The organism is Kribbella sp. NPDC051620 (genome assembly GCF_044453825.1).
Classification (GTDB): Bacteria; Actinomycetota; Actinomycetes; order Propionibacteriales; family Kribbellaceae; genus Kribbella.
Window position 1 is genome coordinate 602,386 of record NZ_JBITDB010000003.1, and the last position, 24,419, is coordinate 626,804.

Below are 24,419 nucleotides of genomic sequence, written 5' to 3' on the forward strand. Positions count from 1 at the left end.
CACTTCGCTCTTGCACTTCGCTCTTGCACTTCGCTCTTGCACTTCGCTCTTGCACTTCGCTCTTGCACTTCGCTCTTGCACTTCGCTCTTGCACTTCGCTCTTGCACTTCTGTTGCTGGCGGTTTAGGGGTTCTTGGCGGGGAGGTCGATGATGAAGCGGGCGCCGCCTTCGGGGCGGGAGGTGGCTTGGATTGTGCCGTGGTGCCATTCGACGTGGCGGGCGACGATGGCCAGGCCGAGGCCGGTGCCGGTGCGGTGGGGGTTGGGGGGTGTGCCGGGGGTGCCGCGGCCGAAGCGTTCGAAGATTCGGTCTCGGTCTGCTTCGGGGATGCCGGGGCCGGCGTCGTCCACGTGGATGACCACGCCTTTGCCGCCGGCCTGGACCAGGACGCCCTTGCAGCCGCCGGCGTGTTGTTCGGCGTTGTCGACCAGGTTGGCGATGACGCGTTCCAGGCGGCGCTTGTCGGCGTCCATCGTCAGGTCCGCGGCGTCGGGTGCCACCTCGGTGATCTCGCGGCCGGCGGTGGCGTCGGCGGCGGCGCGGACCAGGTCGCCGATCCGGACCAGTTCGCGGCTGCCCTGGTCGCCGCCGTCGTCGCGGGAGATCTCCAGCAGGTCGACGACCAGTTGGCGGAAGCGGTCGAGGTCGTCGCCGAGGAGTTCGACCGGCTCGCGTACCGAGGTCGGCAGTTCCAGGCGGTGGTTCTGGATCAGTTGCATCGAGTTCATCATCGTCATCAGCGGCGTGCGCAGCTCGTGGCTGACGTCGCCGGCGAAGCGCGCGTCGGCGATCACGCGTTTCTCCAGCGCGGCGGCCGTCTGGTTGAAGGATCGGGCCAGTCCGCCGAGGTCCGGATCGTTCTCCGCCTCGAGCCGGGCATCGAGCCGTCCGCGCGCGACGGCCGCCGCGACCTGGGTCAGCTTGGCCAGCGGCCGCAGTGCCACCGTGCTGGCGAGCCGTCCGACCGCCAACCCGAGCAGCGCGGTCACGATCGCGGCCAGGATCAGGGTGAGCTTCAGCGTCCGCAGTGTGTTGTCGAGGCGGTTCAGCGGATGCAGCTCGAAGAACGCCTCCCCCGGACGCCCCACCGGTACGCCGACGGCGAGCACCTCGTCCCCGCCGACCACGATCCGCCGGTCCACCTTGACGCCGCCCTGAGCGCTCTCCGCCATGTCGGCCGGTATGTCGCTCGCCTTCGCCGACATCGTGTACCAGGCGCCGTCGTAGTGCATGAGCATCGCGGCCGAGTCCGTCGACGGCAGCGCCTCCACCAGGTCCATCACCATGGCCGGCGACTGCGGTACGACCGTCCCGCAGTTGGGCTCCTGGTCGAGCCGGCGTACCGGACCGCAGGACGACGTCAGGCCGTAGAGCCCGTAGTGCAACGTGTTCGCGTTGTCGGTCGTCTCGACGATGGCCGACGAGATCCGCTGGTTGGTCAGATAGTTGGAGACCACGCTCCAGGTGACCAGCGCCAGTACGCCGGACAGCCCGAGGGCAAGCAACCCGTAGGCCAGCATCACCCGGTCGCGCAGGCCGAACCGCCGCCGCAACGTCAGCTCACCAGTCGATAGCCGAGCCCCCGGGCGGTGACGAGGTGCTTGGGGGTGGCCGGGTCGCGTTCGATCTTCAGCCGCAGTCGGCGGATGTGCACGTCGACGATCCGGCTGTCCCCGAAGTACCCGTAGCCCCAGACCTTCGACAGCAGATGCTCGCGGCTGCACACCTTGCCCTGCAGGCTGGCCAGCTCGACCAGCAGCTTGAACTCGGTCCGGGTCAGCGGCAGCACGCACCCGTCCCGCACCACCTCGGCCGCCGGTACGTCGATCTCCAGGTCGCCGATGACGAACTGCTCCAGTACCGGCGTGCCGTTCGGCTCGACCCGGCGGAGCAGGGCCCTGATCCGCGCCGACAACTCCTTGGCTACGAGCGGCTTCGTAACGTAGTCGTCCGCGCCCGCCTCCAGCCCGGCAACGATGTCGTGGCTGTCGGTCCGTGCCGTCACCATGATCACCGGTACGTCGCTGGTACGCCGAATCTCCCGGCAGACCGTGAAGCCGTCCCGGTCCGGCAGCATCAGGTCGAGCAGGACCACGTCCGGCGGCGCGTGCCGCAGCGCCGTCAGCGCGTCCAGTCCGTTGGCCGCCTCGGACACCTCGTAGCCCTCGTCCTCGAGGGCGAGCCGCAGTACCCGCCGGATCCGCGGTTCGTCGTCAACCAGTAACAAGCTGTGTGCCACGGGACAAGTGTCGCTCGACATGGGGCTGTCTCCCAATGGGCTGCCCTGGGTGCACATGTCGTCTGTCATGAGTTCTTCATCAAACAGCCTCGGGTCAGATGACAAGACGTTGACGCTTCAGTGACCGAGGCGCCGGGGCCGGGCGGCAGTTCTAGCTTCGGCCCTATAGAGGGCAAGTCTCGCGAGGAGGAAGTAATGGCCAGTTCCGGAAGACGGCTCGCGGTGGTGGCGATCGTCGCCGTCACGAGTCTCACGCTGGCAGCGTGCAACGCCGACCAGGGAACCACAACCGCGGGCGGCGGCACCAATTCAGGCGGTACGCCGGTCACCGGCGGCACCCTGAACATGCTGGGCAAGGGCGATGTCGACTACATGGACCCGAACGTCAGCTACTACTCGGTCGGCTACACCAACCTGCGGATGTGGAGCCGCCAGCTGTTCACCTACCCGGCCGAGCCCGGCGGCAAGAACACCACGCCGGTCGCCGACCTGGCCACCGATCTGCCGACCGTCGCGAACGGCGGGATCAGCGCGGACGGCAAGACGTACACGATCAAGATCCGGCCCGGCGCCAAGTGGAACACCAGCCCGGCCCGCCAGGTGACCGCGGCCGACATGGTCCGCGGCGTCAAACGGACCGCGAACCCGGTCCAGCCGTTCGGCGGCATCCCGGACTTCTACGGCCTGATCGATGGCTACTCCAAGTTCGCCGACGGGTTCGCCAAGGTCGCCAAGACCCCGGCCGCGATCCAGGCGTACATCGACAAGACGCCGCTGCCCGGCGTGGTCGCCAAGGACGAGACCACCGTCGTGTTCAAGCTGACCCGCCCCGCCTCGTACTTCGTCGGCATGCTGACGCTGTCCGCCTTCTCCCCCGCCCCGGTCGAATCGCTCAAGTACCTGCCGGCCAGTACCGAGCTCGGCAACAACTTCCCCTCCGACGGCCCGTACAAGGTCGACTCGTGGGTGCCGACCAAGTCGGTCAACTACTCCCGCAACCCCGCCTGGGACCCGGCCAGTGACCCGGTCCGCAAGGCGTACGTGGACAAGATCGTCGTGAACGAGACGGTCAGCCAGGACTCGGTCCAGCAGCAACTGCAGACCGGTACGCCGTCCGCCGACATGGAATGGGACGTCGCGCCGCCGCCGTCGCAGCTGCCCGCGTTGCAGGCCAAGAAGGATCAGAACCTGACCATCGGCGACACCGCGGGCAGCAACCCGTACGTCATCTACAACACCGTCTCGCCGAACAACAACAAGGCCCTGGCCAACCCGAAGGTGCGGCAGGCACTCAGCTACGCGATCAACCGCGACCACATCCTGCAGGTACTCGGCGGCAAGACGCTCAACCCGCCGCTGACCCACGTGCTGCCGGACGTCATCGTCGGCTCCAAGCAGATCGATCCGTACCCGTACGACCCGGACAAGGCCAAGCAGTTGCTGGCTGAGGCAGGCTTCCCGCATCTGACGCTGAAGTTCCTCTACCGCAACGCGACCGAGGGCAGCAGCAAGACGTTCCAGACCGTCCAGCAGGACCTGTCCAAGGCCGGCATCACCGTCACCGGCGTACCGTCGCCGAACGCGGACTTCTACGTGAAGTACCTGCAGGTACCGACCGTTGCCCAGCGCGGCGTCTGGGACCTGTCGCTGGCCGGCTGGGGAGCCGACTGGTACGGCAACGCGGCGCTCTCCTTCTTCAACCCGCTGTTCTCGGGCAAGCCGTCCTTCCCGCCGGTCGGCAGCAACTTCGGCCTGTACGACGATGCGACCACGAACACCCTGATCCAGCAGGCCATCGCCGCGCCGACCGAGGATGCGGCAGCGGACCTGTGGGCCAAGGCGGACGCCCGCGTGATGGAGCAGGCGGCCTTCTACCCGCTGACCAACAACAAGCAGGCGAACTACCACGCCGAGCAGGTGCACAACGCCGTCTACGTCCCGTCGCTGCAGAACTACGACCCGACGAACGTGTGGCTGGCCAAGGACAAGCAGGGCTGACCAGTGCCCAACACTGAAGCACTGCTCCAAGTTCGAGACCTCAGAGTCTCGTTCGACACCCCGGACGGCACCGTCCGCGCCGTCCGGGGGCTGTCCTTCGACGTCGAGCGCGGCCGGACTCTCGCGGTCGTCGGCGAGTCCGGTTCGGGCAAGAGCGTCTCGACCCAGACCATCACCGGTCTGACCCGGGGCGCCCAGGTCTCCGGTACTGCGTACTTCGACGGCACCGACCTGATCACCGCCGACGCCGGCACCCTCCGGCGCTTGCGCGGCGCCAAGATCGGGATGATCTTCCAGGACCCGCTGTCGAGCCTGCATCCGCAGTACCGGATCGGCTGGCAGATCGTCGAGATGATCCAGGCGCACGACCGGCAGATCTCCAAGCAGGCGGCCCGTCGCCGGGCCGCCGAGCTGCTCACCCTGGTCGGCATTCCCCGGGCGGCCGAGCGGATCGACGACTACCCGCACCAGTTCTCCGGCGGGATGCGGCAGCGGGTGATGATCGCGATGGCGATGGCTCTCGACCCGGCGCTGCTGATCGCGGACGAGCCGACGACGGCGCTCGACGTGACCGTCCAGGCGCAGGTGCTGAGCGTGATGCGCAAGCTGCAGGAGGAGTTCGGCACCGCGATCATCCTGATCACGCACGACCTGGGCGTGGTCGCGGAGATGTCCGACGAGGTGATCGTGATGTACGCCGGCGCGGTGATGGAACGGGCGCCGCGCCGCGACATCTTCTATCGCAACCATCATCCTTATACGCAAGGGCTGCTGGCTTCACTGCCGGCGCAGAGCGGGAAGCGGCTGACCCCGATCCAGGGCACGCCGCCGAGCCTGATCAACCTGCCGGTGGGCTGCCCGTTCGCGACCCGGTGCCCGCATGCCTTCGACCGTTGCCGGGTCGAGACGCCGCCGCTGGCCGACGTACAGGGTGATCCACGGCACCAGTCGGCCTGCTGGCTCGACCATGACATCACCAAGGCGGTGGCCTGATGACCGAAACCCTTGTCCAGCAAGCGGAAACCCTGCTGAAGGTGCAGGACGTCCGCAAGGAGTTCCCGACCCAGAGCAAGGAGGTGGTCAGAGCGGTCGACGGCGTCTCGCTGGAGGTGCGCAAGGGCGAGACGCTCGGGCTGGTCGGCGAGACCGGCTGCGGCAAGTCGACACTCGCACGCTGCATCGCTCACCTGTACGACGTGACGTCGGGCGCAGTCTGGTTCGACGGGCGGGACATCACCAACCTGACCCGTCGCCAGATGCGGCCGTTGCGGCGGGAGGTCCAGATGATCTTCCAGGACCCGTACGGTTCCCTGAACCCGCGCCGCCGGGTGGGCTCGATCATCGGCGATCCATTCGCCATCCACGGAATCTCGTCGGGGGTCGAGCGCAAGCGCAAGGTTCAGGATCTGATGGCGCTGGTGGGGCTGAATCCCGAGCACTACAACAGGTTCCCGGCCGACTTCTCCGGTGGCCAACGGCAACGAATCGGAGTGGCTAGGGCGCTCGCGCTGCGGCCGAAGCTGGTGATCTGCGACGAGCCGGTGTCAGCGCTGGACGTGTCGATCCAGGCGCAGATCATCAACCTGCTGGCGGATCTGCAGCAGGAGTTCGACCTCACGTACGTGTTCATCTCGCACGACCTGTCGGTGGTGCGGCATGTGAGCGACCGGATCGCGGTGATGTATCTGGGCAAGATCATCGAGGTCGCGCCGACCAGCGAGTTGTTCGAGCAGACCCGGCATCCATACACGAGAGCACTGCTGTCGGCGCTGCCGGTCGCGGATCCGGACACGGCCGACAGCCGGGAGCAGATCATCCTGATGGGTGACATCCCGTCGGCGACGAATCCGCCGGTGGGATGCCGGTTCCATACCCGGTGCCCGAAGGCCCGGGTGCAATGTGCCGAGGCGGAGCCGCCGCTGGAGCCGGTTTTCAACGACGATCCGGCGCATCGGACCGCGTGCTTCTTCCCGTTGACGGTCGGCGAGGACCTGTCGGCCGCAGTACCGGAGTTGAAAGCATCATGACTGCCGCGCTGGAGGTGATCGAGGCGCCGGCGGCTGCGATCGAGGGGCGCAGTCCGCTGGTGCTCGCTGTCGCGCGGCTGCGCAAGGACCGGGTGGCGATGATCTCGCTGGCGGTGATCGTGCTGATCGTGCTGATGGCGATCTTCGCGCCGGTGTTCGCCTCGATCACCGGGCATCCGCCGAACGAGCAGTACCGGGACATCGGGTTGACGCCGGACGGTCTGCCCAAGGGGCCGAACGGGACGTTCTGGCTCGGCACGGATGATCTGGGCCGGGACATCTTGGTCCGGATCGCCTACGGGGCCAGGGTTTCGTTGCTGGTCGGCGTACTGGCGACCGCGATCACGGTCGCGATCGGCGTGGTACTCGGCCTGGCGGCCGGGTTCCTCGGCGGGATCGTCGACACCATCCTGGCCCGGCTGATCGACGTGGTGCTGTCGGTGCCGTTCCTGCTGGTGGCGATCGCGCTGGTGTCGGTGACGGGCCCGAGCCTGACGGTGACGGTGTGCGTGATCGGGTTCTTCAGCTGGGCCTCGGTGGCGCGGATCGTCCGTGGGCAGGTGTTGTCGCTGCGCGAGCGTGAGTTCGTCGAGGCGGCCCGCTCGCTCGGTGCCGGCGACACCCGGATCATGTTCGTCGACGTGCTGCCGAACGTGCTCGCGCCGGTGATCGTCTACACGACCCTGCTGATCCCGGTCGTGATCGTCACCCAGGCGACGTTGTCGTTCCTCGGTCTCGGCCTGCCGCCGCCAACGGCCGACTGGGGCGGAATGATCAGCGCCTCGCAGAACTACTACACGACCGCCTGGTGGTTCATCTTCTTCCCCGGGATCGCGCTGCTCGTCACGACGCTCGCCTTCAACCTGTTCGGCGACGGCGTGCGGGACGCGTTCGATCCACGGGCCGACCGGTTGCGCTGAAGGGAGTCCGTGATGGCGCTGTTCCTGATCCGCCGGATCGGCCACGGCATCCTGGTGCTCTGGCTGATCTCACTGGCCGTCTTCGGTCTGTTCTTCGTTGCCCCCAGCAACGTCGCGCAGACGCTGGCCGGCCGGCAGGCGACGCCGGAGACGATCGAGTTGATCAAGCACCGGCTGGGTCTCGACCTGCCGGTCTGGAAGCAGTACCTGCACTTCGTCGAGAACGCGGTGCAGGGCAACCTGGGCTACGACTACTACCACCAGGTCGCGGTGACCTCGATCATCGGGCAGGCATTGCCGATCACGGTGTCCCTCGCCCTCGGCGCGGCCGTGCTGTGGCTGCTGCTCGGGGTGTTCAACGGGGTGATCTCCGCGGTGCATCCGCGGTCGCTCGCCGATCGCGGCCTGACCTTGTTCTCGTTGTTCTTTTACTCGTTCCCGTCGTTCCTGCTCGGCCTGCTGCTCCTGTACTTCCTGTACTTCCAGTTGACCCTGGCTGGGTACAAGTGGTTCCCGGCCGGCGGCTATAGCAGCATCAGCCAGGGCATCGGGCCCTGGTTCCAGCACATGTTGCTGCCGTGGGTCGCGCTCGCGTTGCTGCTGGCGGCGACGTACACGCGATTGACCCGCGGGGCGATGCTCGACGTACTCGGTGAGGACTACATCCGTACTGCGCGGTCGAAAGGCATCCGCGAACGCCGCGTGATCGTCCGCCACGGACTGCGCAGTGCGCTGACGCCGGTCGTCACCCAGTTCGGCATCGACCTCGGTCAGCTGATCGGTGGCGTCGTGGTGATCGAGACGGTGTTCAGCCTGCCGGGTCTCGGCCAGACGGCGATCACCGCGATCAACCAGCAGGATCTGCCGGTGATCATCGGGATCGTCCTGTTCGCCTCCGCGGCCGTCGTGGTCTCGAACATCCTGGTCGACATCGCGTATGCCGTCCTCGACCCGAGGGTGAGGTTGCACTGATGAGCGCGGTATTTGGCTGGGGCCTGTCCGGTCACGCGTTCGAAGGCGTTGCGGAGGACCTGGACGAAGAGGACCTTGGTGAGGTGGTCGCGCACGATGGCAGCGGCGGGTTCGGCGTCCGCGAACTTCTCGCCGAGAAGCTCAAGGAGTGGGCGGAAAGCAGCAGCGGGCCTGCTGGCGGCAGGGATCCGGACCGAGGCGGGTAGCTGGTCCAGCAACAGCGCGCCGCAGGTCAGGCGTTGGCGACGGCTCGGCCGCGGCCGGGCGTACCCGCCAGGTCCTGGCCGTGGGACTCGCGGCTGTAGAGGTGGATCTCCAGGCCGTCGGGGTCGTGGAAGACGACGAGCCAGCCGATGGTGGCCATGATCAACCGGTGCTCGATGCCCAGCGCCGTCAGATGCTCCTGCCAGGCGTCGACGGCCGCTTTGTCCTTGACTCCGAAAAGCACCGGGTCGAAGCCGGACAGGCCGGCGATGTCAGGGCGTTCGCGCAGGGCGAGGCCGCTGTTGCCCAGGCCGGCCGCTTCGTAGGCGACTCCCCGGACCACCCCTTCCTCGTCCGGGAACTCGAACTGAAGAGTCAGCTCGAACACCTTCTCGTACCACTCCCGGCTCACCGCCAGATCCCGCACCGGAAGCTTCACCCCGAAGATCCCGTCCAATGGCGCTTTCATCACGGCCCCCCACCTCATAGATTTGAACTACATGCAATTAGTTTGAAGCTGATTCCAACGAAGTGTCAAGGGGTTGCCGCCGTGGCCGAGAAGCGCCGCTACTCCAGTGCCCTGCGCAGTGAGCAGACCGAGCTCGCGCGCCGCCGGATCCTGACCGCGGCCGGCGCCTTGTTCCTCGACCGGGGCTACCTCGGTACGACGCTCGCGGCGATCGCCACCGAGGCCGGCGTCAGCGTGCAGACGGTCTACAACGTGATCGGTGGCAAACCGGCCGTGCTGAAGGCCGTGTACGACGTCCAGCTGGCCGGCGACGACGAGCCGATCCCGATGGTCGACCGCCCGATCTACCAAGCGATCGCGAAGGCGCCCGACGCCCGCCAGTGCCTCGCCCTCTACGCGAGCCTCGCCCGCGGGATCGCTGAGCGAACCACCCCGCTGATCCGGATGGCCCGCGCCCAGGCGGCCACCGGCGACCGGGACCTGGCGGAGTACCTCGAGACCCTCGACGGCGAGCTCGACTTCGGCGCCCGGTACATGGCCGGGCACCTGGCCGGGAAGTACGGTCTGCGCGAAGGCCTCGACACCGGTACCGCAGCCGACATCCTCTGGTCGCTCAACGGCTCAGACCTCGCGCACCGCCTGGTGAACGAACGCGGCTGGGGTTGGGACCGCTACGAGCAGTGGATGGCCGCCACCCTCGCCGACCTCCTCGTCGGCCAGGACGCCGGTCGGCTTGAATGAGGGCTGAAGCAGAGGCCGGACGACGGGAGCAGGCTCGGTGACGATCGCGGTTTACGGTGCGGGTGGGATCGGTTGTTATGTCGGTGGGCGGTTGGCTGCTGGTGGTGCGGACGTCGTCTTCATCGGGCGGCAGCGGCTGGCCGATGAGGTGGCCGAGCACGGGCTGCGGCTGACCGACTACCTCGGCGCCGACCTCGTAGTACCGGCTGTGCGTTACGAGACGACGCCTACTGCCGCTGCGGATGCCGAGCTCGTCCTCGTCACGGTGAAGTCCGCCGGTACTGCGGCTGCCGCGGACGAGCTCGCGTCGGTGCTCAAGCCCGACGCGGTCGTGATCAGCTTCCAGAACGGCATCCGCAACGGTGAAGTACTGCAGGAGCGGCTTCCTGGGCACACCGTGCTGACCGGGATGGTCCCGTTCAACGTGCTGAATCGTGGCGGCGGCGTCTTTCACCAAGGCACCGAGGGAGCGCTTGACGTGCAGAAGCATGCTGCGCTCCAGCCCTACGTAGCAGCCTTCGAGCGGGCGGGTTTGCCGTTGAAGCAGCACGACGAGATTTTGCCGGTCCAGTGGGCGAAGCTGCTGCTCAACCTCAACAATCCGGTCAATGCGCTGTCCGATCTGCCGCTGCGGGACGAATTGGCCCAGCGCTCGTACCGTCGCTGCCTGGCCGCTGCTCAGGACGAGACACTGGCGTTGCTGAAAGCGGCCGGTATCACGCCGGCCCGGCTCACTGCGGTGCCGGCGCACCGGATGCCGTCATTGCTGCGACTGCCGGACTTCGTCTTCAAGCGCCTGGCGGGCAAGATGCTCGCGATCGACCCGCTGGCCCGGACCTCGATGTGGGAAGACCTGCAAGCCGGTCGGCCGACCGAGATCGACTACCTCAACGGCGAGGTCGTCCGGCTCGCCGAATCCCTGGACCGCGGGGCGCCGGTCAACGCCAAGCTCGTCGAGCTGATCCGCACCGCCGAGACCGGCCAAACGACCGCCATCCCCGGTCCGGCCCTGCTGAAGATGCTGGGGTGCTGAGCTAGGCCGAAAGAGCTGCTGCCGCGGGCAGCCGGGATGCGTCGGCGATCGGCCAGTTCTGCGGTTTTGGGCCGAGGGCGGTCAGCTCGGTCAACTGCAGTTCGCACCACGGCGACAAGTCGGCTCGTGCGGTCAGGTCGTCCCACTCCACCCACTCGTATGCCGCCACCTCGGCCTCGTCGGCCACCGGTTCGCCAGCGCACGTGACCCGGAACACCGGGCACAACTCGTTCTCGACCAGGCCGTCCGGCATGACAGCGCGATACCGGAACTCAGGGAGTACCAGCTCGACCGACTCAGCCACCAGACCTAGCTCGTCGGCCAGCCGACGCCGTACGGCGGATTCCATCGACTCGCCGGGCAGCGGATGGCCGCAGCAGCTGTTGGTCCAGACGCCCGGCCAGGTGCGCTTGCCGAACGCGCGCTGGGTCAGCAGCACCCGCCCGCGATCGTCGAAGACGTAGCTGGAGAACGCGAGATGCAGTGGCGTCGCGGCGTGATGCACCGTCGCCTTGGCCTCGGTCCCGATCGCACGACCGTCGCCGTCGACCAGAACCACCATCTCCGTCTCCACCCACTGAGCCTAACAACTCGCTACCTGGCCGGGGCCCCGGCTGTTAACCTGCTCGGGTGATCAAGCGACTCGTGCAGTATCGACCGGCTCTGGGACGAGCCGGCCTGCTGCTGTAGTCCGCTCCACCCCAGAGCCTCCGAGGCAGGAACCGTCGTGGTTCCTGCCTCTTTCCGTTGCCGGAGGCGCTGAACCGGGTGCCTCTGTTCCCCGAGAGGATCCCCGAATGACCGACGTACCGGCCGTGCTCGAACGGCTGCGGCGGACCACCGACACCATCGTCGGCGAGCAGGACCTGATCGACCGGCTCGCGTCCGGCCGCCGGCTGCGGGTCAAGTACGGCGTCGATTGCACCGCGCCCGACCTGCATATCGGCCATGCGGTCAACCTGTGGATGATGCGCCAGTTGCAGGATCTCGGCCACCAGGTGGTCTTCCTGCTCGGCGACCTGACCACCCGGATCGGCGACCCGACCGGGCGGTCCGAGACGCGGCCTACGCTGACGCCGGAGCAGATCGAGGTGAACGCGGCGTCGTTCCTCGAGCAGGTGTCCCTGGTGCTGCGGACGGAGCCGGACGTTTTCGAAGTACGGCGGAACTCCGAGTGGTACGGATCGATGGAGGTCGCGACGCTGCTCGGGTTGTTCAGCCAGGTGACGCAGGCGCAGTTGATGGCGCGGGACATGTTCCGTGACCGGGTGGCCGCTGGGCGGGAGATCGCGTTGCATGAGCTGATCTACCCGGTGCTGCAGGGCTACGACAGCTTCGCGATGGACAGCGATCTCACCATCGTGGGGTCCGACCAGCTCTTCAACGAGCAGCTCGGACGGCATTTCCAGCAGCGGCTCGGGGCGCCTCCGCAGGCGGTCGTGATCACCACGATCACGCCGGGGATCGACGGCGGGCCGAAGCAGTCGAAGTCGCTGAACAACTACATCGGGCTGACGGATTCACCGAAGGACAAGTTCGGCAAGCTGATGAGCCTGCCGGACACGCTCGTCCAGACGTACGCGCACGTCTACAGCGAGCTTCCGCTGGAGATCGTCGCGGCGCTTGGCGAGGCCGCGGCACATGGCGGTCCGGCGGCGCGCGATGCCAAACTCAAGCTGGCCGCTGCGGTCGTGACCCGCTACCACGGTGCGAACGTCGCGAAGGCCGAGCGGGCGGCATTCACCGAGCAGTTCAGTCATCGCACCATCCCGGCCGAGCTGCCGGAGGTCGCGGTGAAGACCTCCCGGCCGACCATCCTGGAGTTGCTGCAGGCGGCGCGTCCTGAGCTGAGCAACTCCGAACTGCGCCGGCTGATCCGCCAGGGAGCAGTCTCGATCGACGACCAGAAGGTGCTCAGCCATGACCGACATGTCCTCCTCACCGGCCCCATCACCCTCCGCTCCGGTTCCCGGACCTTCCACCGCATCGTCGCCGACCTCTGAGACGAAGACCGTGGAGGCGCTGGTCAGCCTCGGCAGCCGGTACCTGGGTCAGGTACCGGCCTTCGAGGCGGACCGGCCGTGGTGGTCCGAGGTCGCGGCGACGACTCGCCACCTCGACGAACTGCTCGGCGTACCGACATTCGTCCTGCGTCTCGTGCACGCCGACAACGCGGAACTCGGGCATGGCGGCCGGGTCGTCTTCCATGTCCAGGCCGCTGGCGAGCCGCGAGCCGGCGTACTCGATCCGACGCCGCGCCCGGACTGGCCGGGGATCATCGCGCCGCATCCGTTGCGAGCGACTTGGGCTGAGGTTGACGGCCCGCAGCGGCTGGTGGACTGGGCGACTGGGATCGTCGGGGCTTTGGGCAAACCGGTCCAGTACAAGACCTGGAATCTGTCCTGCTTGATCCAACTGCCGGAAGCCGGCGCGTGGGCGAAGGCGACCAGCCGCTTCTGTAGCGTCGACGCCGACGTGATCAACCACGTCCACCAGTACGACGAAGCGCTCGCGCCGGCCGTCCTGGGAGTCGACCTCTCGCAGCGATGGTCCCTCCTCGCCCACGCCCCCGGCACCGACTGCTGGGAACCCGACCCGGCCACCGTCCAGGACATCGTCAGCCGCTGGGTCGCGGTACAGGCGGCGATCGCCGGCGACGACCTCCGCGTCCCTCAGCTCCTTCCCTCCGACCTACCGGCCGAGCTGGATCGCCTACTGGCCGGCGAAGTAGGCGATCGCCTGTCCTCGGAGGAGCTGGGTCAAGCCCGCACCCTCCGCGCTCGCCTCCCTGCAATCATCTCCGAACTGGACTCCGCCGGCCTCCCCAACACCTTGGTCCACGGCGACTTCCACCCCGGCAACTGGCGCTCCGACGGCACCAACCGAGTAATCGTCGACTGGGCCGACAGCTACGTCGGCCACCCCGCCACCGACCTCCAGCGGTTGGTCAACTGGCTCCCTCGGGAGAAGCGTCCTCTTGCGATCGAGACCTGGGTCGCGGCCTGGCGAACCGCCCTACCGACCAGCGATCCCTTGCGCGCCCTGAAGCCGATGTCTGTCCTCATCCACCTGCTTGGCGCCGCCACGTACCAGCGCTTCCTCGACAACATCGAACCCAACGAACGCATCTACCACGAAGACGACCCCACGAACGAGATCCGAGCAGCCATCCAAACAGCCCGCACCGCAGGCTACTGACACCACCGCGCGGCCGCGCGGGTAGTTGCCATCGGCAAGAACCTCCAAGTCACGCCACCGAACACCCCACCAACCACTCAACGCAAATGACTGCGGATCGCGTAGCCGGGCGCCACCGGGTTGGCGTGCGGCAGCGAACCGGAACCGGACCGCCAACCCATCAATCGCCCCCACCCACCCGCCCCCGGCAGCCTCGGCAACCGGTGCGCCGAGGCCGATTGATGTACTGGAGCTCCGAACCAGTTGCCCAAGGCACCTTGTGCTCCACCTGAGCATTCCCCGGCCACGGATCCACTCACGTCGAGCACAAAGTCGCCCAAGAGCCGGCCACCAGGCCAGGCCCACCCGCAAACCCACCGACCTCGCCGGACATCACCTCGCCAGAAGCCGACCGGCCTCTCCGGACGCCAGTTCGCCGGACGTCAGGTCGCCAGGAGGCGGGCCGAGCTCGCGGCGGGCTCGTTGGGGCGCCGGTTGGGTAGTGGTGGTGATTCCTTCGATCGGTGGGCTGGGTGGCGGAAATCGGCTGAAGGGTCGACCTTTTGTCTGGCAGGGTGGTTGGGGATGGATGGGATTTTGAAGTGCTGTCTCAATGGGGATCGGTCGCGGGCCGATCATCCTGGTGTGCCGGTGAGTCCGGCGGAGCTTGCGCAGGCGGCGTACGACGCTGCCGTGGCAGGTGCGGATGCGGTGCATCTCCATCCGCGTGGGGCCGACGGGCGGGAGAGCTTGCGATGGGCCGATGTCGGGGCGGCCGTGGGCGCGGTACGGGAGCGGTGTCCTGGGTTGCCGGTCGGGGTGTCGACCCGGGAGGAGATCGAGCCCGATTTGGACACTCGCTTGGCCCTGATCGGTGAGTGGGACGCGGGGCCGGACTTCGCGAGTGTCAACTGGCATGAGGAAGGCGCCGAGCGCGTCGCCAGACTGCTGCTCGAGCGAGGGATCGGGGTTGAGGCGGGGCTCTTCACTCCGGACGCGGCCCGGAAGTTTCTGACGTGGCGGGGTCCGGTCGTGCGCGTGCTCGTGGAGGCGATACCAGGCATCTCACCTGGTACGGACGGCATCGCCGCGGCGCAAGCAGTGCTCGACATTCTCCCCGCCGGCGTAGAGCTGGTCATCCATGGCGAAGGCGAGTGGGCTTGGCCGGTACTGGAGTGGGCTCGCCGGCAGGGCTACGGACTGCGGGCCGGGTTCGAGGACATGCTGGCTGGGCCGGGTGGAGAGAGCGTCACCGACAACGGCCAGCTGGTCGGCTACATGAGGAGCAACAGATGACGATTCTGGTGACCGGCGCGACCGGCAATGCGGGTGGCGCGGTCGTACGTGCGCTCGCTGCGCAGGGCATTCCCGCGAAGGCACTCGTGCGCAGGTCGGTCGAGTTGCCGGCCGGAGTCGAGGCGGTGGTCGGCGATCTCAACCAGCCGGACACCTTCGCCGACGCGCTCCATGGGGTCAGCGGGTTGTTCCTGCTCAGTGGGTACGACCGGATGAAGGAGTTGCTGGCGAACGCAGTACAGGCCGGTGTACGCCGGGCCGCGCTGCTGTCGAGCAGTTCGATCGTCGGGACGAGAACGGACAACGCGATCGCGGAGTACCACGCCGAGGCCGAGGCTGCCGTCGAGCAGTCGGGGCTGGAGTGGACCTTCCTGCGCCCGAACGCGTTCATGTCGAACACGCTGCGGTGGCTACCGCAGATCCAAGCGGGCGACGTGGTCCGGCTGCAGTTCCCCGGCGTACCGATCTCGACGATCCACCCGGACGACATCGCCGACGTCGCGGTGGCCGCGCTGACGACGGACGGGCATGCGGGAGCGGCGTACCGGCTGAGTGGTCCGGTTGCGTTGAGGCCGGCCGAGCAGTTGGCGATCGTGGCCGAGGCGATCGGACGGCCCTTGCAGGCTTACGAATTGAGCGCCGCCGAGACGCATGATGAGCTGTTCGGGTCGATGCCGGCGAAGTACGCGGAGGCGATCGAGTCGTTCTATCGCGACGGCATCATCGACGAGACGACGGTAACGGACACCGTAGAGCAGGTCACCGGGCACGCGCCGCGGACCTTGCAGGAGTGGGCTCGTGAGAACGCGCGGCTTTTCAGCTAGGCATCAACTGGCCAGGCTGCGCAGGTGCGAGATCATCGTGTTCACGGCCATCTCCAGGGGCTTGGGGTCCCGTCGTACCTGACTGAGCAGCAGGCCACCTTGGACCGCGGCCAGCATCGCCAGCGCGAGTTGCTCCGGGTCCGCGTCCGCGCGTAGTTCGCCGCGCTCCTGCATTCTGCGCAAGCCCTGGTGGATCAGGTCTTCCCACATCGCGAAGGCGTTCGCGAGTTGCACCCGGGCGACCGGATCGGTCTCGGAAAGATCGCTCGCCAATGAACCGAGCGGGCAACCGCCGGCGCATTGCACCTTCGTCAGAATGCCGACCATCAGATCTCGCCAGCCGTCTAGTGCCGGAAAGCTGTCGAGTTGGTCGAGGCCTTGATGCTGAACGTCCAGCACCTGGCCGGTCTGATGGTCGATCACCGCGAGTACCAGCGCGCTCTTGCCCGGGAAGTAGTGGTAGAGCTGTGACGGATTGACCCCGGCCGCCTGCTGGATGTCCTCGATCGTCGTCCGCGCGACCCCCTGCTCGAGCATCAGTTGGGACGCGGCCGCGACGATCCGCTCCCGGGTCGCCTGGCCCTTGCGCGTGAGTGTCATGGCTCGAGCATACAGATTTTGGAGTTGATACTCCATTTTCGACTCCACATTATTGGAGCATCTACTCCAACTAGTGGGAAGAGACTTCAGATGACTCAGGACTTCGCCGGGCGGACGGCACTCGTCACCGGCGGTACCAGTGGGATCGGCCGGGAGGTTGCCCGGCAGCTCGCTGCGCGGGGAGCGCACGTGGTGATCAGCGGGCGGGACGCCGTGCGGGGTGCGGCCGCGGTCGAGGAGATCCGGGCGGCCGGCGGTACCGCGGACTTCGTCCGGGCCGAACTCGATGACCTCGCCAGCGTCCGGTCGCTGGCCAAGGAGGCGATCGCGGTCGGCGGCGGGCACGTGGACGTGCTGGTCAACAACGCCGGGGTGTTCCCGTTCGGGGCGACGGCCGAGGTTGCCGATGGCGTGTTCGACTCGACCTTCGCCGTCAATGTGCGGGCGCCGTTCTACCTGGTCGCTGAGTTGGCGCCGGCGATGGCGGAGCGCGGGCACGGATCGATCGTCAACGTGACGACGATGGTGGCGACCTTCGGGATGGCGGGGATGGCGCTCTACGGTTCGACGAAGGCCGCTTTGGGGCTGCTGACCAAGTCGTGGGCGGCGGAGTACGGGCCTTCCGGCGTACGGGTGAACGCTGTCAGCCCGGGTCCGACCCGGACGGAGGGGACCGAGGCGATGGGTGACTCCCTCGGCGAGCTGGCGACCCAGGGGCCGCTCAATCGGGTCGGGACCGTGGCGGAGGTGGCGGCCGGTGTCGTCTTCCTCGCGTCGGACGCGGCCGCGATGATCCACGGCACCAGCCTCCCCATCGACGGCGGCCGGCTGGCCGTCTAGGCGTTCGGCCAGCCGGGCGTTCGGTCGGCTGGGTGGTTTGGGCTTAGGCGGGGCTGAGGGCTGCTACGTACTCCGTGCCGGTGCAGACCGTGCCGAACTTGGGGAAGACGTAGGAGATGGCGAAGTCGTGGGCGGTGGCGTCCAGGCCGGTCATCGCGTCGGTGACGTAGACGGTGTCGTAGCCGTGTTCGTCGGCGGCGCGGCCGGTCGACTCGACGCCGAAGTTGGTGGCGATGCCGGCCAGTACGACGGTCTTGATGCCGCGCTCCCGCAGTACGTCATCGAGGCCGGTCCGGTGGAAGGCGCCGACCGTGCGCTTGACGATCTCGACGTCGCCCGGCTCCGGGTCAAGTGCGAACCCGCTGCCTTCAGGCTGGACGTCAACGTCCGGGCGCTCGACCCGGACGTTGACGACCAGCCCACCGGCAGCCCTCGTGGCCTTGGCCAGTGCCGCGCTGCGTTCGAGTACCGCCGGCCCGGTCAGCGGCGCGGTGTCCAGCGCGATGATCCGGGGCATCAGGTCGATCAGCACCAGTGCCGTAGTACGGGGCTCCAGTTCAAGAGTGCTCACGCTTTCGGACTCTATGACATGGTGGCGGCCAGGCTGTCGGCGAATATGGTGTCCTTCTCGGTAGCGGAGAAGCCGAAGCGCCAGGTGCCGCCGTCGTACGAGCCGGGCTCCCAGGCACGCCCGCCGGGCTGCCAAAGGGGTTGCCAGGCGATGGCCGCGTTGGCCGGGTCGTACCAATGGTTGTCGGCCGCCCACGCCGAGCCCTGCTTGTAGGCCGAGACCACGCTCAGCCCAGGACTCGTCGCCATCGACCACTTCGGGAGCCCCGGATAGTCGCCGGTGCGGCCGAAGCCGGCGGGATCGCCCTGGTCGGTCAGCGCGGAGTCCACGTTGAAGGAGACCTCCCACAGCGGGGCGGACGGTTGGGTGACCTTCCAGCGCAGGCTGGTGTCGAAGGTCTTCGCTCCGAAGACGAACGACCAGTCGACCGTGATCAGCTCATCGCCGAGCGGAATGCCCTTCAGAGTAAGCGCGTCACCCTGCACCTGTACCTGCGCCGCCGCGCCGGTGAGGTCGGTCGCACCGAAGTTGCCGACCCCGAGATAGGGCGCGGTCGCCCGCGACGACGAATCCAAGGCGGGCTTGTACTGCCCTTGTCCGGCCGGATCGACATCCAACGCGCTCAGCACCGCCCGCGGAGTCGTCTGCACCGTAGCTCGGTAGTACTTCGTGCTGACCACCATGCCCTCAGTGACCTGCGTCTTGCTGAAGTCGAGCGGCGCGACGAACAGCCCGCCCTTGCCCCAGCCGGCGCCCGTCACGTACCAGTCGTCCCCATCCTGGACCACCTCCGCCGCATGCGACTGGATCGTCCCGACCAGCTGGTCGATCGTGAAGTGCAGCGGGTCCTTGCTCTTGTAGACCTTTGTCGATTCATAGCCACCATCGCAGCAGACGAACAGGTACCAGTCCTTGCCGCGCTGGACGACGAACGGCGACTCGGTCGGCCCACCGAACGTACCGGCCTGCGGGTGCTGGAACGCGATGTGGCGCTCGCCCCAGTGCTTGAGGTCAGTACTGGTGCGGTAGGCAACGATGTGGTTGCCGCCGCTCGGCGTCGAGTTGGCGGTGTAGTACATCACCCACCGGTCGCCGACCTTGCGCACCATCGGATCGCGCCCGTCGAAGCCGTCGGTGAACAACGGGTTCGCCGGGTTCTTCGTCCAGTGCACGAGATCGGTCGAGGTCGCCAACGACAACCGGTACGCCGTATGGTCGGCCGTCCCACCCGCATAGAACATGTAGTAGGTGCCGCGGTCGTACATCACGTACGGCGCCCAGATATGGGTCTCCCCTGCGGTCGGATCAGCGACCAGCGCGGGTGGCTGCTTGGTCCACGGACCGGTCGGCGACGGCGCGGTGGCATGGCCGAAGCTCTTCTCGTCGAGCGGGTTGGCCGGCTCGGCGTGGGTGATCGCGTAGACGTGCCAGGTCCCGGTCTTGCGGTCCTGGATCATCGTGTGGTCGTTGTAGTACCAAGGACTGGACTCACCGACGCTCGGGTCGTAGACCTTCACGAACTTGCCCGCGGCCACGACTTTCTCGGTCCTGCTGAAGGACTCGTGCTTGATCACGGACAGCTCCAGATCGAGAAGGTCGAGGCCTGCCAGGTATCCGGTCGCGGCTGGATTCTTGCCGGTCAGCGTCAGACGTAGTTGGTGCTTGCCCTGGGCAAGTTGTTTGGCGCCGAGGTCGACCTTCTGGGTCGTGACGCCGGTGGCGGCGTACCCGTCGAAGGTGGCCAGCTTGGCGCCGTCGATGCTGAGGTCGACGATGCCGTAGTCGGCAGCCTTGGTCAGTACGGTCGACAAAGTGTAGCTGCCCGTGGTTGGGACGGAGAAGGGCAGGACCACCCGGTCGCCTGCCTTCGTTCCGTGGATCCAGAGCTGCGCGCCTGCTGACCAGTTGACGCCGCAGCAGTTGCCCTGCGGATCGACCGGCACAGTTGCCTCGTCGGCCGGGAGCATGGACTCGCCTTCGATCCGGATCGTGCTGCCCGAGGTGGCCTGCGCCGTCGCGGATTTCGGTCCGGTGTTGCCGGCCAGGTCGACCGCCGCGACGCGGTAGGTCCAGGTCTCCTGCAGGCCGATTCCCTTGTGCACAAAGCCGGGCACCCGGCTCGTGCCGACCAGCTTCTCGGCTTCGTTCTTCTTCGCGGCGTAGATGGTGTACTTCCCGATGCCACTCTCGTCGGCCGGTTCGGACCAGTTGAGCGCGATCGCGTTGTCGGCGCGGCTGGTGGCGGTCAGGTTCTGGACTTGGTCGGGGGCGCGGCGGTCTGAGTACGGTCTCACCAGGGACTGCACGACGTAGGTCGCCGCGGTCCAGGCGGTCGTGGGCCTGAGTTCGATGGTCAGCTTGGTGCGTCCGGAGGTGATTGCTGCGGGCAACTGGTAGTTGTCGTCTAGCCAGCGTTGCTTGGTGTTGCCGAGGGGTTGCGACCAGGTGCCGGCTTCCCTGCCGTCGACGAACACTTTGGCCGACTGGCCGGGTGAGTTCTGGTCGCTGGTACGACGGAGTGCGACGCCGCGGTTGGCCGGGTCGACCTTCGCGGTGAAGCGGATCGGCGCAGGGCTCGTCCTGACCTGGTCGGTGATGGCGATGTCGTCGTGGTCGCCTTCGTAGACACTCGTCAGGTCGGCCTGGGTTGCTGTCGGGCCGTCCGCGTACTGGTGTTGCCGGCGGCTCTGCGGGTCGCCGGCATCGATGCGGTCGGTTTCACGGGCGCCGTAGTTCGGAGCGGAGTACAGGAAGGCTGTTGAGCTGTAGATGGCGGGTACGTCGTCCTGCTGGCCGTGTTCGATGCCGAAGGTCAGCTGGTTCTGGAAGCCGATCGAGTCCGTGACGTGCAGGCGGAACGCGCTGTCGCATTCGTTCTTGCACTCGCCCGCTTGGACCTCGTGGCCGGAGTTGCCGTGGAAGGGCGTGGAGTAGGTGCCTTGGTTGAAGTACCAGCCGGACTCGTAGTAGTCCTCGGTGCCGGTGCCGTGGATGGCGGGCGTGCGCTCGCCGTCGACGTAGACGCGCTCGTCGCCCTCGAGGTAGCCGCGGGTGTTGCCGTCCGGCTGCAGCCCGTCCATCGTGTGCGAGACGCCGACGAACTTGCCGCGGCCGGTGGTGTCCGCGATCAGCCAGTCGCTGCCCATGGCCGGCTGCGCTCTCTTGGAGATCGCGGTGAAGTAGCCGGTCTTGCCGGTGAGGAGGCCGGCCGCTGCCTTGACGTTGCGCGCTGAGGTGACTTCCGCTTGACCTGCAGTCAGCTGGTACTGCGTGGTGTTGACAAGTTTGACGGTGGCGCGGGCGAGGTACGGCATCGGCCACCAGGACTGGTACCAGCCGTCGGGGTCCATCGCGAAGAAGAGGGAGCGGACGTCGTTCTCACCCAGGCCGGAGCCGAAGAATTCGCCGAGCGGGGCGTCGACGCGCTGCCGGCCGTCTACGGTGACCTGCAGCCTTACGCCGGACAGGAGGGCGTCGGACGGTTTCACGCGTTCGGCGTCGGCGGGCGTTGCGGCGTACGGCATCGAGTGGGAGCCTTCCCAGTTCTGCTTGGTGATCTGGTAGGCGTGGGCCTGCTCGTCGGCGACGTGCTGCGGGCCGACGTCGAGGGTGTCGGTGCGCTTCGTTGTGGTGCCGACCTCCGAGTCTGCCCAGTAGGTGAACTCGTTGAAGTCGAGATCGGAGGAGACGAACTCGTTGCGGATCTCGATCTTGGCTTTGCCCGCCGTGAGGCTTGCGGGGAGGTTGACGACCTGGTCGGCCCATTGCGCGCCCTTGGCCGGCAGCGGCGTCCACTCGCCGGCCTGCACGCCGTCGACGAAGACCTTGGCTCGCTGATTGCCGATCCTCAGATCCATCCGGCGGATCAGCTTGACGCCGGTGTTGGCCGGGTCGACCTTGAGGGTGAACTTGCTGCCGCCGAGAAAGGCGCGGCCGTCGTCGGCGAAGGTCTTCAGGTCCAGGCCGACGAGCTGTGGGAGCTTCAGGTTCAGCGCACTGATCTCGCCGGGGCCGTGGGCGTCGGCGAGCGTGAGTTGCTTGCCGGGGGCAAGGTTCACCGTTGTCTTCGTGGTCCGGGCCTGCGGCTGGGCGGGCTTGGGGTCCTTGGTGCCTGACGCCTTGAGCAGCGCGACTACGTCTTCTGCTTTGTCGGCCGGATCGAAGGTCTGTACGCCGCTCGCGTCGGGGAACTCGCGGTAGTCGACGTGGTAGAAGAGCGGGTTGTTCTGGACGGTCACCCGCATCGACGTCTGGTACGGCATGGGTACTCGGAGGTAGACGCCGCCGCTGCTCTGGAGCGCGTTGGCGACGAGTGGGTAGACGAAGGGCGCGCCCAGTTTGCCGTCGACGACGTCCTGGAGGTTGGCGTCGAGCACTGTCTTGCCGTCCAGCTCGACGGTAATGGTGCCGGTCTTGCGGACGTCGCCCTCGTCGCGGGTGAACCAGATCGAGGCGACCTCGCCGGGGCCGTCGTCCTCGGCGATCACGCAGCCTGCCGCGGTCGTCTTCAGGCAGGAGTACGTGCCGTCGAAGCCGTCATTGTTGGTGCCGTCGCGGCCGAAGCTGGAGAACTGCTTGGTGCGGACGCCGGTCTGCAGCTCGGGGAGGCGGTCGAGCCGGCGGTAGACGTCCCAGCCGATGGGGCCGTTGCCGTCGGCGGTGCCGCCGGGGTTGTTGCCATTGGCCGCGCTGCTTTCCGTGCTGATGCTTGGCGCGGGGGCGTACGTAGTACCGGCTGCTGTTTGAAGGGTGGCCGGGACCACCAGAACCACGCCGAGAAGGGCGGCCACGGCGCGTCCGAGTGAGCTGGTCATGGGCGGACCTCACGATCTGGGAAATCGATTTCTCAGATGTCTACCACCGAATCGGAGCGGTTGAGAAGGGCTCGGCGGGAATGGGAAGCGTGTTCCACCAGTTGGCCACCCGATGGACGACCCTGTTGCCGGTGGCAGCAGACTGGTCTCGCACTCAGACTTCCAGCACTCACTCGCAGGAGACATCCATGAGTACTGCTCCAGCCCAGATCGCCGTCACCGGACTCGCGGTGATGGGCCGCAACCTGGCCCGGAACCTGGCTCGCAACGGCTTCCGCGTCGCCGTCCACAACCGGTCGCAGGGCCGGACGGACGCGCTGATCAAGGAGTTCGGCCACGAGGGCGAGTTCACCCCGGCCGCCGACCTGCCCGAGCTGGTCGCCTCGCTGGAGCAGCCGCGCAAGATCATCATCATGGTCAAGGCCGGCGAGCCGACCGACGCGGTGATCGACGAGCTGGTGCCACTGCTCGACGAGGGCGACATCGTCATCGACGCGGGCAACGCGCACTTCGCCGACACCCGGCGGCGCGAGGACGCACTCAAGGCGAAGGGGCTGCACTTCGTCGGCGCCGGCGTCTCCGGTGGCGAGGAGGGCGCGCTGAACGGGCCGAGCATCATGCCGGGCGGTTCGGTGCAGTCGTACGAGTCGCTCGGGCCGATCCTGACCAAGATCGCGGCGCAGGTGAACGGCGAGCCGTGCTGCGTGCACGTCGGGCCGGACGGCGCCGGGCACTTCGTGAAGATGCTGCACAACGGCATCGAGTACGCCGACATGCAGCTGATCGCGGAGGCGTACGACCTGCTGCGCAGCGTGCTGGGACTGAGCGCTCCGGAGATCGCCGACGTGTTCCGGGAGTGGAACACGGGCGACCTGGAGTCGTTCCTGATCGAGATCACCGCGGAGGTGCTGAGCCAGGTCGACGAGTCGACGGGTGGGCCGTTCGTGGACGTCGTACTGGACCAGGCGGAGCAGAAGGGGACCGGGCGCTGGACTGTCCAGGTCGCGCTGGACCTGGGGATTCCGGTGAGCGGGATGGCGGAGGCCGTGTTCGCGCGGTCGCTGTCCGGCGACACCGTGCGGCGGTCGGCGGCTGCCGGCGTACTGGCTGGGCCTTCGGATGCTGGGGTCTCGGTTGATCGGGACGCGTTCATCGATGATGTGCGGCATGCGCTGTACTCGTCGAAGCTGGTTGCCTACGCACAGGGGTTCGACGCGATCCGGGCGGCTTCGGACCAGTACGGGTGGGACATCGACCTCGGGGCGATGGCGAAGATCTGGCGGGGTGGGTGCATCATCCGGGCGCGCTTCCTGGACCGGATCAAGGAGGCGTACGACCGGGACGCGGCGCTGCCGTCGCTGCTGGTCGATGACTACTTCAAGGAAGCTGTGGTGAGCGGGCAGGACGCTTGGCGTCGGGTCGTCGCGACCGCAGCCACTGCGGGCGTGCCCGCTCCGGGCTTCTCGGCGGCGCTGTCGTACTACGACGGGCTGCGGGCCGAGCGGCTGCCTGCGTCACTGATCCAGGGGCTGCGGGATCTGTTCGGCGCTCACACGTACCACCGGGTGGACCGTGAGGGCGCTTTCCACCTCGACTGGTCGGGGGATCGCAAGGAGCACTCGGCCTGATGCTTTGAGCCTGGCCTTTGTTGGCCTGACTCGGCCTGGCTCGGCCTTGATTGGTTGAGCCAGGC

General features: G+C 67.4%; 20 protein-coding genes and 1 pseudogene. 13 read left to right on the top strand and 8 right to left on the bottom strand.

The genetic code is table 11. The features are described from left to right. Positions 1 to 123: 123 nt before the first annotated feature. Positions 124 to 1,554 (bottom strand): ATP-binding protein, encoded by a 1,431-nt coding sequence (locus ACIA12_RS15830; protein WP_396367690.1) that lies wholly within the window; start codon positions 1,552 to 1,554, stop codon positions 124 to 126. Positions 1,555 to 1,556: 2 nt separating this feature from the next. Further along, positions 1,557 to 2,240 carry a response regulator gene (locus tag ACIA12_RS15835; protein ID WP_396367691.1) on the bottom strand — a complete coding sequence of 228 codons (684 nt, stop codon included), beginning with the start codon at positions 2,238 to 2,240 and terminating at the stop codon, positions 1,557 to 1,559. A 195-nt stretch (positions 2,241 to 2,435) separates the two neighbouring features. Between ACIA12_RS15835 and ACIA12_RS15840 the strand changes: the two genes are divergently transcribed. From ACIA12_RS15840 to ACIA12_RS15860, 5 genes are read left to right on the top strand one after another with little or no spacing between them, the layout of a single operon-like run. Beyond that, on the top strand, positions 2,436 to 4,238 hold the full coding sequence (locus ACIA12_RS15840) for an ABC transporter substrate-binding protein (RefSeq protein ID WP_396367692.1): 1,803 nt from the start codon (positions 2,436 to 2,438) through the stop codon (positions 4,236 to 4,238). 3 nt (positions 4,239 to 4,241) lie between these two features. Next, the gene (locus tag ACIA12_RS15845; protein ID WP_396367693.1) at positions 4,242 to 5,231 is read left to right on the top strand and encodes an ABC transporter ATP-binding protein; all 990 of its coding nucleotides are present in this window, start codon (positions 4,242 to 4,244) and stop codon (positions 5,229 to 5,231) included. Then, a complete protein-coding gene (locus ACIA12_RS15850) occupies positions 5,228 to 6,265 on the top strand; it encodes an ABC transporter ATP-binding protein (RefSeq protein WP_396368292.1) in 1,038 nt (345 codons plus the stop codon). Before ACIA12_RS15845 ends, ACIA12_RS15850 begins: the two co-directional genes overlap by 4 nt. After that, positions 6,262 to 7,185: an ABC transporter permease gene (locus ACIA12_RS15855; protein ID WP_396367694.1), complete on the top strand. Its 924-nt coding sequence runs from the start codon at positions 6,262 to 6,264 to the stop codon at positions 7,183 to 7,185. Before ACIA12_RS15850 ends, ACIA12_RS15855 begins: the two co-directional genes overlap by 4 nt. Positions 7,186 to 7,197: 12 nt before the next feature. Beyond that, positions 7,198 to 8,157 carry an ABC transporter permease gene (locus ACIA12_RS15860; protein WP_396367695.1) on the top strand — a complete coding sequence of 320 codons (960 nt, stop codon included), beginning with the start codon at positions 7,198 to 7,200 and terminating at the stop codon, positions 8,155 to 8,157. Positions 8,158 to 8,255: 98 nt separating this feature from the next. Here the strand turns inward: ACIA12_RS15860 and ACIA12_RS15865 are convergent. Next, positions 8,256 to 8,375 (bottom strand): annotated as a pseudogene (locus ACIA12_RS15865) (hypothetical protein); the annotation flags it as partial. Between the two features lie 14 nt (positions 8,376 to 8,389). After that, positions 8,390 to 8,830 (bottom strand): VOC family protein, encoded by a 441-nt coding sequence (locus tag ACIA12_RS15870; RefSeq protein WP_396367696.1) that lies wholly within the window; start codon positions 8,828 to 8,830, stop codon positions 8,390 to 8,392. Positions 8,831 to 8,911: 81 nt separating this feature from the next. Here ACIA12_RS15870 and ACIA12_RS15875 point away from each other — a divergent pair, with 81 nt between their 5' ends. Together ACIA12_RS15875 and ACIA12_RS15880 are read left to right on the top strand one after the other, a co-directional pair. Beyond that, positions 8,912 to 9,571 (top strand): TetR/AcrR family transcriptional regulator, encoded by a 660-nt coding sequence (locus ACIA12_RS15875; protein ID WP_396367698.1) that lies wholly within the window; start codon positions 8,912 to 8,914, stop codon positions 9,569 to 9,571. A gap of 37 nt (positions 9,572 to 9,608) precedes the next feature. Beyond that, entirely contained in the window at positions 9,609 to 10,604 is a 996-nt protein-coding gene (locus ACIA12_RS15880; protein WP_396367700.1) for a 2-dehydropantoate 2-reductase, read from the top strand. A 1-nt stretch (position 10,605) separates the two neighbouring features. Here ACIA12_RS15880 and idi read toward each other — a convergent pair whose 3' ends face one another. After that, a complete protein-coding gene (idi, locus tag ACIA12_RS15885; protein WP_396368293.1) occupies positions 10,606 to 11,166 on the bottom strand; it encodes an isopentenyl-diphosphate Delta-isomerase in 561 nt (186 codons plus the stop codon). Positions 11,167 to 11,401: 235 nt separating this feature from the next. On the opposite strand from idi, the gene tyrS reads away from it, so the two are divergent. The 4 genes from tyrS (at position 11,402) to ACIA12_RS15905 (ending at position 15,901) form a co-directional block, all read left to right on the top strand. Further along, on the top strand, positions 11,402 to 12,607 hold the full coding sequence (tyrS, locus tag ACIA12_RS15890) for a tyrosine--tRNA ligase (RefSeq protein ID WP_396367701.1): 1,206 nt from the start codon (positions 11,402 to 11,404) through the stop codon (positions 12,605 to 12,607). Beyond that, a complete protein-coding gene (locus tag ACIA12_RS15895; RefSeq protein WP_396367702.1) occupies positions 12,525 to 13,802 on the top strand; it encodes an aminoglycoside phosphotransferase family protein in 1,278 nt (425 codons plus the stop codon). The genes tyrS and ACIA12_RS15895 overlap by 83 nt, the downstream gene beginning before the upstream one ends. Positions 13,803 to 14,366: 564 nt before the next feature. Continuing rightward, the gene (locus ACIA12_RS15900) at positions 14,367 to 15,077 is read left to right on the top strand and encodes a 3-keto-5-aminohexanoate cleavage protein (protein WP_396367703.1); all 711 of its coding nucleotides are present in this window, start codon (positions 14,367 to 14,369) and stop codon (positions 15,075 to 15,077) included. Then, a complete protein-coding gene (locus ACIA12_RS15905; RefSeq protein ID WP_396367704.1) occupies positions 15,074 to 15,901 on the top strand; it encodes an NAD(P)H-binding protein in 828 nt (275 codons plus the stop codon). The genes ACIA12_RS15900 and ACIA12_RS15905 overlap by 4 nt, the downstream gene beginning before the upstream one ends. 3 nt (positions 15,902 to 15,904) lie before the next feature. Here ACIA12_RS15905 and ACIA12_RS15910 read toward each other — a convergent pair whose 3' ends face one another. Continuing rightward, positions 15,905 to 16,501, bottom strand: coding sequence for a TetR/AcrR family transcriptional regulator (locus ACIA12_RS15910; RefSeq protein WP_396367705.1), 597 nt, complete (start codon positions 16,499 to 16,501; stop codon positions 15,905 to 15,907). A gap of 90 nt (positions 16,502 to 16,591) precedes the next feature. On the opposite strand from ACIA12_RS15910, the gene ACIA12_RS15915 reads away from it, so the two are divergent. Further along, positions 16,592 to 17,341 (top strand): SDR family NAD(P)-dependent oxidoreductase, encoded by a 750-nt coding sequence (locus tag ACIA12_RS15915; RefSeq protein WP_396367706.1) that lies wholly within the window; start codon positions 16,592 to 16,594, stop codon positions 17,339 to 17,341. Between the two features lie 43 nt (positions 17,342 to 17,384). On the opposite strand, the gene ACIA12_RS15920 is transcribed toward ACIA12_RS15915, so the two are convergent. Both ACIA12_RS15920 and ACIA12_RS15925 read right to left on the bottom strand, forming a co-directional pair. Continuing rightward, a complete protein-coding gene (locus ACIA12_RS15920; RefSeq protein WP_396367707.1) occupies positions 17,385 to 17,912 on the bottom strand; it encodes an isochorismatase family protein in 528 nt (175 codons plus the stop codon). An 11-nt stretch (positions 17,913 to 17,923) separates the two neighbouring features. Further along, complete coding sequence (locus ACIA12_RS15925) at positions 17,924 to 22,726, bottom strand: DUF2961 domain-containing protein (RefSeq protein WP_396367708.1); 4,803 nt, start codon at positions 22,724 to 22,726, stop codon at positions 17,924 to 17,926. A gap of 188 nt (positions 22,727 to 22,914) precedes the next feature. On the opposite strand from ACIA12_RS15925, the gene gndA reads away from it, so the two are divergent. Beyond that, positions 22,915 to 24,354, top strand: a complete 1,440-nt coding sequence (gene gndA, locus ACIA12_RS15930; protein ID WP_396367709.1) for an NADP-dependent phosphogluconate dehydrogenase — start codon at positions 22,915 to 22,917, stop codon at positions 24,352 to 24,354. The last annotated feature ends 65 nt before the right edge of the window (positions 24,355 to 24,419 follow it).